Annotated in this window: 10 protein-coding genes; 4 read left to right on the top strand and 6 right to left on the bottom strand. The window is 70.2% G+C overall.

Features of this window, described 5'->3' with window-relative positions; all coding sequences use genetic code 11:
- Positions 1 to 77 precede the first annotated feature (77 nt).
- Positions 78 to 494: a CBS domain-containing protein gene (locus tag OO60_RS38920; protein WP_003064685.1), complete on the top strand. Its 417-nt coding sequence runs from the start codon at positions 78 to 80 to the stop codon at positions 492 to 494.
- 61 nt (positions 495 to 555) lie between these two features.
- Here OO60_RS38920 and OO60_RS38915 read toward each other — a convergent pair whose 3' ends face one another.
- The 6 genes from OO60_RS38915 to OO60_RS38890 form a co-directional block, all read right to left on the bottom strand.
- A complete protein-coding gene (locus OO60_RS38915) occupies positions 556 to 861 on the bottom strand; it encodes a DUF3040 domain-containing protein (RefSeq protein WP_003064683.1) in 306 nt (101 codons plus the stop codon).
- A 65-nt stretch (positions 862 to 926) separates the two neighbouring features.
- Positions 927 to 2,693 carry an IlvD/Edd family dehydratase gene (locus tag OO60_RS38910; protein WP_003064680.1) on the bottom strand — a complete coding sequence of 589 codons (1,767 nt, stop codon included), beginning with the start codon at positions 2,691 to 2,693 and terminating at the stop codon, positions 927 to 929.
- A 155-nt stretch (positions 2,694 to 2,848) separates the two neighbouring features.
- Positions 2,849 to 4,270 (bottom strand): GH1 family beta-glucosidase, encoded by a 1,422-nt coding sequence (locus OO60_RS38905; protein WP_167346747.1) that lies wholly within the window; start codon positions 4,268 to 4,270, stop codon positions 2,849 to 2,851.
- 2 nt (positions 4,271 to 4,272) lie between these two features.
- Positions 4,273 to 5,130: a carbohydrate ABC transporter permease gene (locus OO60_RS38900; protein ID WP_003064674.1), complete on the bottom strand. Its 858-nt coding sequence runs from the start codon at positions 5,128 to 5,130 to the stop codon at positions 4,273 to 4,275.
- Positions 5,127 to 6,116 carry a carbohydrate ABC transporter permease gene (locus OO60_RS38895; protein WP_003064672.1) on the bottom strand — a complete coding sequence of 330 codons (990 nt, stop codon included), beginning with the start codon at positions 6,114 to 6,116 and terminating at the stop codon, positions 5,127 to 5,129. The genes OO60_RS38900 and OO60_RS38895 overlap by 4 nt, the downstream gene beginning before the upstream one ends.
- A gap of 4 nt (positions 6,117 to 6,120) precedes the next feature.
- The gene (locus tag OO60_RS38890) at positions 6,121 to 7,425 is read right to left on the bottom strand and encodes an ABC transporter substrate-binding protein (RefSeq protein ID WP_003064668.1); all 1,305 of its coding nucleotides are present in this window, start codon (positions 7,423 to 7,425) and stop codon (positions 6,121 to 6,123) included.
- A 249-nt stretch (positions 7,426 to 7,674) separates the two neighbouring features.
- Here OO60_RS38890 and OO60_RS38885 point away from each other — a divergent pair, with 249 nt between their 5' ends.
- From OO60_RS38885 to OO60_RS38875, 3 genes are all read left to right on the top strand, one after another.
- On the top strand, positions 7,675 to 8,667 hold the full coding sequence (locus OO60_RS38885) for a LacI family DNA-binding transcriptional regulator (RefSeq protein ID WP_081655748.1): 993 nt from the start codon (positions 7,675 to 7,677) through the stop codon (positions 8,665 to 8,667).
- Between the two features lie 435 nt (positions 8,668 to 9,102).
- Entirely contained in the window at positions 9,103 to 12,021 is a 2,919-nt protein-coding gene (locus OO60_RS38880; protein ID WP_003064662.1) for a glycoside hydrolase family 48 protein, read from the top strand.
- Positions 12,022 to 12,031: 10 nt separating this feature from the next.
- A complete protein-coding gene (locus OO60_RS38875) occupies positions 12,032 to 13,561 on the top strand; it encodes a cellulase family glycosylhydrolase (protein WP_003064659.1) in 1,530 nt (509 codons plus the stop codon).
- The last annotated feature ends 5 nt before the right edge of the window (positions 13,562 to 13,566 follow it).

Raw genomic sequence — 13,566 nt, 5'->3', positions numbered from 1 at the left:
TTTCCCGTCCGGGACGCGGGTAAACGCGCCCGGCCCGGGTAGCCGGAGGGACACCGGCGGAGCGAAAGGAGTTCACGATGACCACCGCACGCGACATCATGACGTCGGACGCGACCTGCGCCCGGGAGTCGGACACCGTGCACGACGCCGCGGTCACCATGGCGGAGAAGGGCGTCGGCGCCCTCCCGATCTGCGGTGAGGACAACCGCCTGAAGGGCATGATCACCGACCGGGACATCGTGGTGAAGGTGCTGGCCGAGGGCAAGGACCCGCGCGCCCTCCACGTCGGCGAGCTGGCCCAGGGCGAGGTCGTGACGATCGGCGCGGACGACGACGCGCAGGAGGTCCTGCGCACCATGTCCGAGCACCGCGTCCGCCGGCTGCCGGTGATCGACGGGCACGACCTGATCGGCATCGTCGCCCAGGCCGACGTGGCCAGGGCGCTGCCGAACCCGAGCGCCGGCGAGCTCGTGGAGGCCCTCTCCTACGACTGAGCCGACCGGCCACCGCGAAGGCCGCCCACGAGCACGTGGGCGGCCTTCGGCACGCGGGCGGTCAGGCGGGACCGGCGGCCGGTGCACCGTCCTCAGTGGACTCACGGGCCGATTCGGCGCGGGCGATGTGCCAGGCCACCAGTGCGCCCGCGCTCACCGTGCCCCAGAGCACGAGGGCGGCGTCCCGGGCGAAGAGGCCGACCACGAGCATCACCACGGCCGTGACGTCGCAGAGCACCAGCAACAGGGGCCACCGCCTCGGCGAGCGCAGCTTCCGGCCGCTGAAGGCGGCGGCGAACGCGGGGTCGCTCGCTTTCAGCTCCGCCTCGATCTCACGCAGGGCGTGGCGTTCACGATCCGGGAGCATGGGGGGCCTCCTCGCCTCGGCTACCGGGCTGGATACCCGTTTTCCCCGCTTCCGAAGCGGCAAACTCAGTGGTTGTCGCGGGGTATCCCCTTCGTGGCCGCGATCCGCTGGTACGCCACCGCCGGGCGCAGCACCATGCCGTCGCACAGCTGGTCGACCATCGACCGCTGGATCTCCTGCCACGGCGTCTGCGACTCCGGCACCGGGTAGCCACCCGCCTCGGCCAGCTCCGCGCGCCGCCGTTCCAGCTCCTCGTCCGGGACGAGGACGTCGGCGGTGCCGGCCCGCAGGTCGATCCGCACCCGGTCGCCGGTGCGCAGCACGGCGAGCCCGCCGCCCGCCGCGGCTTCGGGGGAGGCGTTGAGGATCGACGGCGACCCGGAGGTGCCCGACTGGCGGCCGTCGCCGAGGCAGGGCAGCTCGTGCACGCCCCGCTTGATCAGCTCCGCGGGCGGCCGCATGTTCACCACCTCCGCGGAGCCGGGGTAGCCGAGCGGGCCGGTGCCGCGCATCACCAGCAGGGAGTGCTCGTCGACGCCGAGGTCCTCCTCGTCGATGCGGGCGTGGTAGTCCTCGGGGCCGTCGAACACGACCGCGGTGCCTTCGTAGACCCCGCCGTCCAGGTACCGCCGCCGGAACTCCGGCGAGATCACGCTGGACTTCATGATCGCGGCGTCGAACAGGTTGCCCCGCAGCACCAGGAACCCGGCGTCCGGGGTGAGGGCGGTCTCGAAGGTGCGGATGACGTCCCGGTCGCCGGCCTCGGCGTCGCGGCAGTTGTCGCCGAGCGTGCGGCCGTTGACCGTGCGCGCGTCCTCGTGGACCAGGCCGTGCCGCATCAGCTCGTGCACCACGGCCGGGACGCCGCCCGCCCGGTGGAACTCCTCGCCGAGGTACTTGCCCGCGGGCTGCAGGTCGACCAGCAGCGGGACGGCGTGGCCGAGCCGCTGCCAGTCGGCCAGCGGCAGGTCGACGCCGATGTGCCGGGCGATGGCACCGAGGTGGATGGGGGCGTTGGTCGACCCGCCGATCGCGGAACTCACCACGATGGCGTTCTCGAACGCCTCGCGCGTCAGGATGTCCGACGGCTTGAGGTCCTCGCGGACCAGCTCGACGATCCGCAGCCCGGTCCGGTAGGCCATCCGCGCCCGGTCGCGGTGCGGCGCCGGGATGGCCGCGCAGCCGGGCAGGCTCATCCCGAGCGCTTCGGCGAGCGCGTTCATCGTGGACGCCGTGCCCATCGTGTTGCAGTGCCCCGGCGACGGCGCCGAGGACGCGACGAGGTCCATGAACCCGGCGGCGTCGATCTCGCCGGCGGCCAGCAGTTCCCGCGCCTTCCAGATGATCGTGCCGGACCCGGTGCGCTCGCCGTTGTACCAGCCGTTGAGCATCGGGCCGCCGGAGAGCACGATCGCCGGGATGTCGACGGTCGCGGCGGCCATCAGGCACGCCGGGGTCGTCTTGTCGCAGCCGGTGGTGAGCACGACGCCGTCGATCGGGTAGCCGTAGAGCGTCTCGACCAGGCCGAGGTAGGCGAGGTTGCGGTCCAGGGCCGCGGTCGGGCGCTTGCCCGTCTCCTGGATCGGGTGCACCGGGAACTCGATCGCGATCCCGCCCGCCTCGCGGATGCCTTCCCGGGTCCGGTCGGCCAGCTGCAGGTGGTGCCGGTTGCACGGGGTGAGGTCCGAGCCGGTCTGCGCGATCCCGATGACCGGTTTGCCGGACTGCAGCTCCTCCCGGGTCAGGCCCCAGTTCAGGTACCGCTCGAGGTAGAGCGCGGTCATCCCCGGGTTGGCCGGGTTGTCGAACCAAGCTTCGCTGCGCAGTCCCATACCGGCCAGTCTGGCAACGGCAGGCCCGGAACGCACCCCCCGCACCAACGCCGCGAATGACTCATTCGGGACGTCGGAGGTCCCGAATGAGTCATTCGCGACCCCGGGGAGCTCGTGGCGGGCACCCGCGCCGGTGCCCGCCACGAGCGCCTCCCTCAGCCGAGCCCGTTCAGGCCGATCACCCGGGAGTACCAGTGGGCACTCTGCTTCGGCGTCCGCTGCTGGGTCTCGTAGTCGACGTGGACCAGGCCGAACCGCTTCGCGTACCCCTCGGCCCACTCGAAGTTGTCCAGCAGCGACCAGTAGAAGTACCCGCGCAGGTCGACGCCGGCCTGGATGGCGTCGTGGCAGGCCCGCAGGTGGGAGTCCAGGAACGCGACGCGGTCGGTGTCGACGATGTCACCGCCGTCGCCGACGACGTCGGGGTAGGCCGCGCCGTTCTCCGTGATGTACAGCGGCACCGGCCGGTAGCCGCGGTGCACCTGCAGCAGCGACTCGGTCAGCCCGGCCGGCTGGACCTCCCAGCCGGAGTCGGTGCGCGGCGCCGCCGGGTCCGGGACGAAGTGCACGTCGGCGGCGCCGACCCACTCCGGGCCCGCCGGCTCGCTGCCCGGCACCGGGCGGCCCGCGACGCGGTAGTCGCGGTAGTAGTTCACGCCGACCCAGTCGACGTGGGCGGCGATGACGGCGGCGTCCTCGTCGCGGACCACGTCGCCGAAGCCGAACGGCTCGAGGTCGGCGACCAGGTCGTCCGGGTAGCCGCCGCGCAGCACCGGGTCGAGGAACAGCCGGTTCTGCAGGCCGTCGATCCGCCGGGCCGCGGCGACGTCGGAGACGTTCGCCGGGTCGTGCGGGGCCACCGGGTACAGGTTCAGCGTGATGCCGGCCGGGGTACCGGGGGCGTGCTGCCGGATGATGTCCATCGCCAGCCCGTGGCCCAGCAGCAGGTGGTGCGTGGCGGCGACGGCGGCGGGGTGGTCGGTGCGCCCGGGGGCGTGGATGCCGCCCGCGTAGCCGAGCATGGCCGCGCACCAGGGCTCGTTGAGCGTCGACCAGCTGGCGACCCGGTCACCGAGCCGCTCCAGCACGGTTTCGGCGTACTCGGCGAACCGGTACGCGGTGTCGCGGTTGGCCCAGCCGCCCTGCTCCTCCAGCACCTGCGGCAGGTCCCAGTGGTAGAGCGTCGCCCACGGCTGGACCCCGGACTCGAGCAGGCAGTCGACCAGCCGGTCGTAGAAGGCGAGCCCGGCGGCGTTGGGCTCGCCGCCGTCCGGGCGCACCCGCGGCCACGCCAGCGAGAAGCGGTAGGCACCGAGGTTGAGCCGGCGCATCAGGCCGACGTCTTCGGAGTACCGCCGGTAGTGGTCGGCGGCCGGGTCGCCGGTGTCGCCACCGACGACCGCGCCCGGACGGCGGGCGAAGACGTCCCAGACCGAGTCGGTGCGCCCGTCGGCCGTCGTGGCCCCTTCGACCTGGAACGCCGCGGTGGCGGCACCCCAGACGAAGCCGGGCGGGAACATCAGCGCGGCGTCTTCCCGGAACTCGGTCGCCCGAACGCTGTCGGGTTCTACGGACATGTTCACCCTTTCACGGCACCTTGCATGATCCCGGCCACGATCTGGCGGCCGAGGAGGACGAAGACGATGAGGATGGGGATGGTGGCCAGCGTCGTGCCGGCCAGGACGAGCGAATAGTCGACGTAGTAGCCGCTCTGCAGCTTTTCCAGGGCCACCTGGACGGTGGGGTTGCCGGCGTCCAGCACGACGAGCGGCCACAGGAAGTCGTTCCACGACATCATGAACGTGAACATCGCGAGGATCGCCGCGGCCGGGCGCACGGCGGGCAGGCAGACGTTCCAGAAGATCCGGATCATGCTGCAGCCGTCCACGCGCGCGGCCTCGACCAGCTCGTACGGCAGAGCGTCCACTGTGTACTGCCGCATCCAGAACACGCCGAACGCGGTGACCAGGTTGGGCACGATCACCGCCTCCAGGTGCCCGGCCCAGCCCAGCTCCGACATCGCGATGAACAGCGGGATGATGCCGAGCTGGGTCGGCACGGCGAGCGTGACGACGATGAACACGAACAACCCGTTGCGGCCGCGGAACCGCAGCTTGGCGAAGGCGAACCCGGCCAGCGACGAGAACAGCACCGTGGTCAGCGTGACCGTACCGGACACGATGATGCTGTTGGCGAGCGCTTTCCAGAACGGCACGGTGTCGAACACCCGCTGGGCGTTGGCGAAGAAGTTCCCGCCGGGCAGGAACGGCGGGATCCGCTCGGTGAGCATCCCGTTGTCGCGGCTGGCCACCAGGAACGACCAGTAGAACGGGAACAGCGAGCCGAGCACGAAGATCGCCAGCACGACGTAGGTCGCCTTGCGCGGCTTGCCGAGGGTGGCGACGCTCTTGCGCAGCCCGCCTTGCAGGGTCGTCATTTCTTCTTCACCGCCGGGGTTCGGGCGAGCCGGCCGGTGAGGAAGAAGTTCACCAGCGCGATGAGCACGATGACCAGGAACAGCACCCAGGCGATCGCCGAGGCGTAGCCGAGGCTCGAGTTCTCGAACGCCATCTGGTACAGGTACAGCGTCACGGTCTGGAACTGGTTGGTCGAACCGCCGTTGTTCGACCCCGGCATGGCGTCGAACAGCTTGGGCTCGGTGAAGATCTGCAGGCCGCCGATCGTCGAGGTGATGGTGACGAAGATCAGCGTCGGCTTCAGCAGCGGCAGCGTGACGTTGAAGAACCGGCGCCACAGGCCCGCGCCGTCGATCAGCGCCGCCTCGTGCAGCTCCTTGGGGATGGCCTGCATGGCCGCCAGCACGATCAGGGCGTTGTAGCCGGTCCAGCGCCAGTTCACCATGGTCGCGATCGCGATGTGGCTGGCGAACCGGCTGGCCTGCCAGTCGACCGGGTCCAGCCCGATCGTCTGGAGCACGCCGTTGATCAGCCCGTACTGGGGGCCGAACAGGTTGGCGAAGATGATCCCGATCGAGACGAGGCTGGCCGCGTACGGGAGCAGGATGCCGACGCGCCAGCCGGTCGCCCCGCGCAGCCGGGCGCCCATCAGGGCGGCCAGCAGCACCGCGATGATCAGCTGCGGGACGCTGGAGAGCAGGAAGATGCTGATCGTGTTGACCAGCGCGTTCCAGAACTGGCTGTCGGCGAACAGGTCCTTGTAGTTGTCGAGGCCGATGAAGTCCGGGTCGTCGCCCCCGGCCTTCCACTTGAACAGTGAAACGTACGCGGTGTAGAGCAGCGGGAACAGGCCGACGATCCCGAAGACGATGAAGAACGGCGCGACGTACAGGTACGGCGACACCTTGACGTCCCACCGGCTCAACCGGTGACGGAAGGTGGGCCGGGGAGACACCCGCTCCCCGGCCTTACTCCCTTCTGGCGCGACCTTGTCGATGACGGTCATCGGTTCAGCGCGTGATCTTCTTCGCGGCTTCGACCATCTGGTTCCAGCCGTCCGCGGCCGACTTGCCCTGTTCGACGGCCTTCAGGGCCGGGCTCGACGCGTTCTCCTGGATCTGGCCGTCACCGGGGCCCTTGTACTGCGGCTTCTGAACCTTCTTGGCCTGCTCGGCGAACAGCTCGCCGATCTTGGCGCCACCGAAGTAGGCGTCGGTCTGGCTCAGCAGGGCCGGGTCGGTCAGCGCCTTGACCTGGCTGGGGAAGTTGCCCTTCGCCTGGAACGCCTTGATCTGCTGCTCGGGGGCGGTCAGCCAGGCGGCCAGCTCGGCGGCCTCCTTCGGGTGCTTGGACTGCGTCGGCACGGTCAGGTACGAACCGCCCCAGTTGCCGCCGCCGCCGGGGAAGGCCGCGGTGACGGCCCACTTGTTCGCGTTCTCCGGGCCCGCCTGCTCCTTGATCACGCCGAGCATCCACGACGGGCACACCTTCGTGGCGAACGCGCCCTGCTTGAAGCCGGTGTTCCACTCCGGGCTGAACGCCGTGAGCTTGGCGGACTCGCCCTTGGCGACCGCGTCGGTGACCTTGGTCCAGGCGTCCTTGATGCCCTGGTTGGTCTCGACGGCGAGCTTGTCGTCGGTGCTGATGTAGCCCTCGGGCAGCTGGTTGACCATGGCGTTGAAGTTCTGCGCGGCCGAGTCGAACCAGGCCTTGTGGGTCTTGGCGGAGTAGTCGGCACCGGCCTGGAAGTAGCTGTCCCAGGTGGCGAACAGCGGCTTCACCGCTTCGGGGTCGGTCGGCAGGCCCGCGGCCTGGAACAGGTCCTTGCGGTAGCACATGGCGAGCGGCCCGATGTCGGTGCCGTAGCCGATGACCTTGCCGTCCTTGGTCTTGGCGGCGTCGTACTTCCAGCCGAGCCAGCGGTCGGGGGAGGCGTCGGCCGGCCCGATCTTGCTCAGGTCGTTGAACTTCGAACCCTTGTCGAGGAAGTCCGACAGGTGGCCCTCTTCCAGCGCCGTGACGTCGGCGAGGCCCGATCCGGCGGCCAGCTTGGTGGTGAGGTCCTGGTGGTAGGGCCCGCCCTGGCCGGTCTTGCGGTGGGTGATCTTGATGTTGGGGTGCAGTCGCTCGTACTCCGGGATGAGGGCCTCGTAGCCGAACTCGGTGAAGGTCGCCAGCGTCAGGTCGACGTGCTCGTTGGGCGCCGCCGCGGCCGGGGTCTGCTGGTTACCACCGCCTCCGCTGCAGGCTGTGGCGCCGAGCGCCGTCATCGTGATGCCCAGTGCCAGGACCAGGCCGTTCCGGATCGTTCTCACGTGTCCAACCACCTTGTTGACGGGAATGAGCGCTCTCACTGCTGGGAGCCGATCTGGGAGCGCTCCCAGGTGTGGCAGAGTCTGGTGGGGGCGTTCACCGGTGTCAAGAGGTCGTAACCGGAGTGTTTCCTGCGAGGAGCGCTCCCGGACGCCGGCTTGCGTGAACGTTAAGCTGAGTCCGTCAGGGTGGTTGTGGTGAATGAGGGCGGTGCCGTGGGGCCTCGAGCAGGGGATGAAGAACGGCCGACACTGGAGGACGTCGCGGCGTTCGCCGGCGTGTCGCGGTCGACGGCGTCGCGCGCGCTGAACGACGACGCGTACGTCAGTGCGGCGGCGCGCGAGAAGGTGCTCGCCGCGGCCCGTGACCTGGGCTATTCCCCGAACCAAGCAGCGCGGTCGCTGGTCACCCGCCGCACCGGGGCGGTCGCCGTGGTGCTGTCGGAGCCCGAGGACCTGCTGCTCGACCACTACCGCACCGCCGTCGTGCGCGCCGGCTACCGCGAGCTCGCCGACGTCGGCCGCCAGATGGTGCTGATCTTCAGCGACACCCGCGAGGACCTGAGCAAGACCGTGCGGTTCCTCGAGGGCGGCCACGTCGACGGCGCGCTCGTCTTCGCGCCGCACCGCGCCGACCCGCTGCCCAAGGCGCTGCGGCTGCTGCGGATCCCGATCGTGTTCGGCGGGCAGGCGGCCGGCATCCGGCGCGGCGTGCACGTCGTCGACTTCGACAACGAGGGCGGCGCCCGGCTGGCGGTGCAGCACCTGGTCGCGGCCGGGCGGCGGCGGATCGCCACGGTCGCCGGGCCGCAGGACCAGAGCGCCCCGATCGACCGGCTCGCCGGCTGGCGCAAGACCCTGCTCGACGCCGGGCTCGACCCCGCCGACCTGGCCGAAGAGGCCGACTTCACGCTCTCCGGCGGGGCCAATGCGATGTCCGCGCTGCTCGCCCGGCGCCCGGACCTCGACGCGGTGTTCGTCGCCAGCGACATGATGGCGGTGGGCGCGCTGCGCACCCTCGACGCGGCGGGCCGCCGCATCCCGGACGACGTCGCGGTGGTCAGCTTCGACGACAACGCCACCCTGGCCCCGGCCATGGACCCGCCCCTGACGTCGGTCCACCAGGACCCCCGCGAGCAGGTCCACGCCATGGTCGAAATCCTCATGCAGCTGCTCGACGACCAGGACCTGAAGCCCCGCCAGCACGTCCTCCCGGTCTCCCTGGCGGTCCGCGCCTCGAGCTGACCCCCGTGTCGTCCGCCGGGGTACGCGTGTCGTCCCGGGAATCACGCGTGTCGTCCATCCGGACACGCGTGTCGGCCACCTGGGCGCGTGCCGGCGCGCCCGGCCGCGGTCAACTCGCCGTGTGCTCGGCCGGATGACGTTGCCCGCTCGGTGGGAGCCTCGGCGCTCAGGTGTACACGTTTGGCGCTAAATAACGTTTCATTGCACGCCACGTAACCGTCTCGCTAGGCCGAACGGGTGACAACGCGACGAACGGTGGCGGCTGTTCAGGAGCGTTCAGCGGGCCGGCGTTCGCCCGGCGCGCAGGTGTGACGTCCGGACCCGCGGTGTCCTTCTGACTCGATTCTTTACATCCAGGTTTCCGGCTGGCTACCGTCTGCGCCTGGAAGCGCTCCCAGATCGCTGGCTCCCTACGGACAAAGGAGTTCCGCAGCCATGCGTTCCTCTCCCCGAAAGCGCGCCCGTGCGCTGGCACTGGCCTCGGCCGTGCTGGCGGTCACGGGCGCGGTGGTCGCCCCACCACCGGCGCTCGGCGCCGACATCGCCTGTTCCGTCACCTACACCACCAACGACTGGGACACCGGGTTCACCGCCAACGTCTCGCTGCGCAACGACGGCGCACCGTTCGACAGCTGGAAGGTCGGCTGGACGTTCCTCGACGGCCAGAAGGTCCAGCAGGGCTGGAGCGCCACGTTCGCCCAGTCCGGCGCCGCGGTCACCGCGACGAACATGTCCTACAACGGCCACCTGGGCACCGGGGCCAGCACGTCGTTCGGCTTCAACGGCTCGAAGGGCTCGGCCAACCGGCCGCCCACCGACTTCTCGGTGAACGGCACCGCGTGCACCGGCGCGAACAAGGCACCGACGGTCACGCTGACCTCGCCGAGTTCAACCGGCACGTACTACGCCCCGGCGACGATCCCGCTGGCCGCCACGGCCGCCGACAGCGACGGCACGGTCAGCAAGGTCGAGTTCTACGCCGGCGACACGCTGCTGGCCACCGACACGGCCGCGCCGTTCGAGGGCAGCTGGGGCAACGTCCCGGCCGGGACGTACTCGATCACCGCGAAGGCCTACGACAACAAGGGCGCGAGCACCACCTCGAGCCCGGTCAGCGTGAAGGTCCTCTCCGGGCCGACGATCGTCGCCTCCCCGGCGACCGCGCAGGTCAAGCAGGGCGGCACGACGACGTTCGCGGTCAGCCTCGCCGGCGCCCCGAGCGCCCCGGTCACCGTGGCCGTCGCGCGCACGGCCGGCAGCACGGACCTCACCGCGAGCCCGGCGAGCCTGACGTTCACGACGTCGAACTGGAACGTGCCGCAGAACGTGACGGTCACCAGCGCCGACAACGGGGGCGACCTGGGCAGCGCGACCTTCACCGCGAGCAGCAGCGGCTACACCGCGGCCACCGTGACGGTCAACGAGATCTCGTCGTCCACTTCGGACTACCAGCTCGCGTTCCTCACGCAGTACAACAAGATCAAGGACCCGAACAACGGCTACTTCCGCAAGTTCGGGAACATCCTGGTGCCCTACCACTCGATCGAGACGCTGATCGTCGAGGCACCGGACCACGGCCACGAGACGACGTCGGAGGCGTTCAGCTACTACCTCTGGCTCGAAGCGGCGTACGGCCGGGTGACCGGTGACTGGTCCCCGTTCAACCAGGCGTGGACGTCGATCGAGACGTACGCGATCCCGTCGGCGGCGGACCAGCCGGGCAACTCCGGCTACAACGCGAGCAAGCCCGCCACCTACGCGGCCGAGTACCCCAGCCCGAAGCAGTACCCGTCGCAGCTGCAGAGCGGCGTCTCCGTCGGGTCCGACCCGATCGCGGCCGAGCTCAAGGCGGCCTACGGTTCCGCGGACGTCTACGGCATGCACTGGCTGCTCGACGTGGACAACATCTACAAGTTCGGGCACTGCGAGGACGGCACCAACACCGCGCCGGCGTTCATCAACACCTTCCAGCGCGGCTCGCAGGAGTCGGTCTGGGAGACGGTCACCCAGCCCAGCTGCGACCTGCTGAAGTTCGGTGGCAAGAACGGGTACCTCGACCTGTTCACCGGCGACTCCTCCTACGCCAAGCAGTGGAAGTACACCGACGCGCCCGACGCGGACGCCCGCGCCGTGCAGGTGGCCTTCCAGGCAGAGAAGTGGGCGGCCGCGCAGGGCAAGAGCGCCGATGTCTCGGCCGTGGTGAAGAAGGCGTCGAAGATGGGCGACTACCTCCGGTACTCGCTGTTCGACAAGTACTTCAAGAAGATCGGCAACTGCGTCGGCGCGTCGAGCTGCGCGGCCGGCACCGGCAAGGACAGCGAGCACTACCTGATCTCGTGGTACTACGCCTGGGGCGGTTCGATGGACTCCTCCAGCGCGTGGGCGTGGCGGATCGGGGACGGCGCGGCGCACCAGGGCTACCAGAACCCGCTGGCCGCGTACGCGCTGGCCAACGACCCGGGCCTGAAGGTCACCTCGGCGACCGGTGCGCAGGACTGGGCGACCAGCCTCGGCCGGCAGCTGGAGTTCCTGCAGTGGCTGCAGTCCTCCGAAGGCGGCCTCGCCGGCGGCGCGACGAACAGCTGGGACGGCCAGTACGGCACCCCGCCGTCGGGCACGCCGACCTTCTACGGGATGTTCTACGACTACCAGCCGGTCTGGCACGACCCGCCGAGCAACCAGTGGTTCGGCTTCCAGACCTGGGGCATGGAGCGGATCGCCGAGTACTACCAGGCGACGAACGACGCCCGCGCCAAGAAGATCCTCGACAAGTGGGTGCCCTGGGCGATCGCGAACACCACGGTCGGCGCCGGCGGCAGCTTCCAGATCCCGTCCGACCTGACCTGGAGCGGCGCGCCGGACACCTGGAACGCCACCAGCCCGGGTGCGAACACCGGCCTGCACGTCACGGTGAAGAACTTCAGCCAGGACGTGGGTGTCGCGGCTTCGCTGGCCAAGACGCTGCTGTACTACGCGTCGGGGTCGAGCAACGCCCAGGCGAAGACGGTCGGGGAGCAGCTGCTCACCGCCCTGACCGCGAACGCCGACAGCAAGGGCATCGCGGTGCCGGAGACCCGGACGGACTACAACCGGTTCGACGACACCTACAACGCCACCACGGACCAGGGGCTCTACGTGCCCTCGGGCTGGAGCGGCACGATGCCGAACGGCGACCCGATCAACGCGAACTCGACGTTCCTGTCGATCCGCTCGTTCTACAAGAGCGACCCGCAGTGGCCGAAGGTCCAGTCCTACCTGGACGGTGGCGCCGCGCCGACGTTCACCTACCACCGGTTCTGGGCGCAGTCGGAGATCGCCACGGCGTTCGCCGCGCACGTCGCCCTGTTCGGCTGAAAGGCACTTGATGAAGCGACTGCTCTCACTGGTGGTCGCCGCACTGGTCGGGGGCGCCGTTCTCACGGCGTCCCCGGCCGCCGCGGCCCTCCAGACCACCGCGGCGACCGGTACCGGCACCGGGTTCTGGCACGCTTCCGGCTCCCAGCTGGTGGACTCGACCGGCGCGCCGGTCCGGATGACCGGGGTCAACTGGTTCGGCGCCGAGACGGCCAACTACTCGCCGCACGGCCTGTGGAGCCGCAACTACAAGGACATGCTCGACCAGATGGCCGGGCTCGGGTACAACACGCTGCGGCTGCCGTACTCGAACCAGCTGTTCGACAGCGGCTCGAAGCCGGTCAGCATCGACCAGGTGGCGAACCCGGACCTGCAGGGCCTGACCGGGCTGCAGGTGCTGGACAAGATCGTCGCATACGCCGGTGTCAAGGGCATGCGCGTGCTGCTGGACCGGCACCGGCCGGACTCCGGCGCGCAGTCCCCGCTCTGGTACACCAGCGCGTACTCCGAAAGCCGGTGGATCTCCGACTGGACGATGCTGGCCCAGCACTACAAGGGCAACCCGACGGTGATCGGCGCGGACCTGCACAACGAGCCGCACTCGATCCAGGGCGGCGGCGGGGCCTGCTGGGGCTGCGGCGACACCGCGACCGACTGGCGGCTCGCCGCCGAACGGGCCGGCAACGCCGTGCTGGCGGCCAACCCGGACTGGCTGATCGTGGTCGAGGGCGTGGACTGCGTCAGCGGCACCGGCGACCCGCAGTGCGGCTGGTGGGGCGGAAACCTCTCCGGCGCGAAGCAGTTCCCGGTGCGACTGTCCAAACCGGACAAGCTGGTGTACTCGGCGCACGAGTACGCGACGTCGGTGTTCGCCCAGACGTGGTTCTCCGACCCGGCGTTCCCGGCGAACCTGCCCGCGCTGTGGGACCACTTCTTCGGCTACCTGCAGAAGCAGAACATCGCGCCGGTGCTGCTCGGCGAGTTCGGCTCCACCCTCGCCGACCCGCGCGACAAGGTCTGGCTGCAGGAACTGATGAAGTACGCGGGGTCGGGGCCGTCCGGGATGAGCTTCACGTACTGGTCGTGGAACCCGAACTCCGGGGACACCGGCGGCATCCTCAACGACGACTGGACCACGGTCAACCAGACCAAGCAGGCGATCCTGCAGCCGTACCTGATCCCGCCGGTGGGCTCGGGCGGCGGTCCGGGCGACCCGCCGCCCGCGGCGAGCTGCGCGGTCACCTACCACGTCGACAACACGTGGCAGGGCGGGTTCATCGCCACCGTGACCCTGAAGAACACCGGGACGTCCGCGCTGAAGAACTGGGCGCTCGGCTGGACCGTGCCGTCCGGCACGCAGATCACCGGCGGCTGGAACGCCACGGTGTCGCAGACCGGACAGCAGGCCACGGCCAAGGCGCCCACGTGGGCGCCCGACCTGGCCGGCGGCGCCTCGGTGTCGATCGGCATCCAGGCCACCGGCCCCTCGACCGGCGCACCGGGCGGCTTCGCCGTCGGCGCGACCGCCTGCACCACCTGACCCAC

The sequence above is a fragment of the Amycolatopsis vancoresmycina genome, assembly GCF_000716785.1.
GTDB lineage: Bacteria > Actinomycetota > Actinomycetes > Mycobacteriales > Pseudonocardiaceae > Amycolatopsis > Amycolatopsis vancoresmycina.
Note: the sequence above shows the minus strand (reverse complement) of the source record. Positions and strands in the feature narration are given on the sequence as shown.

Excerpts from the sequence above, each read along its gene's own strand:
- OO60_RS38920 (WP_003064685.1), top strand. The coding sequence starts at position 78 with ATGACCACCGCACGCGACATCATGACGTCGGACGCGACCTGCGCCCGG.
- OO60_RS38915 (WP_003064683.1), bottom strand. The coding sequence starts at position 861 with ATGCTCCCGGATCGTGAACGCCACGCCCTGCGTGAGATCGAGGCGGAG.
- OO60_RS38910 (WP_003064680.1), bottom strand. The coding sequence starts at position 2,693 with ATGGGACTGCGCAGCGAAGCTTGGTTCGACAACCCGGCCAACCCGGGG.
- OO60_RS38905 (WP_167346747.1), bottom strand. The coding sequence starts at position 4,270 with ATGTCCGTAGAACCCGACAGCGTTCGGGCGACCGAGTTCCGGGAAGAC.
- OO60_RS38900 (WP_003064674.1), bottom strand. The coding sequence starts at position 5,130 with ATGACGACCCTGCAAGGCGGGCTGCGCAAGAGCGTCGCCACCCTCGGC.
- OO60_RS38895 (WP_003064672.1), bottom strand. The coding sequence starts at position 6,116 with ATGACCGTCATCGACAAGGTCGCGCCAGAAGGGAGTAAGGCCGGGGAG.
- OO60_RS38880 (WP_003064662.1), top strand. The coding sequence starts at position 9,103 with ATGCGTTCCTCTCCCCGAAAGCGCGCCCGTGCGCTGGCACTGGCCTCG.
- OO60_RS38875 (WP_003064659.1), top strand. The coding sequence starts at position 12,032 with ATGAAGCGACTGCTCTCACTGGTGGTCGCCGCACTGGTCGGGGGCGCC.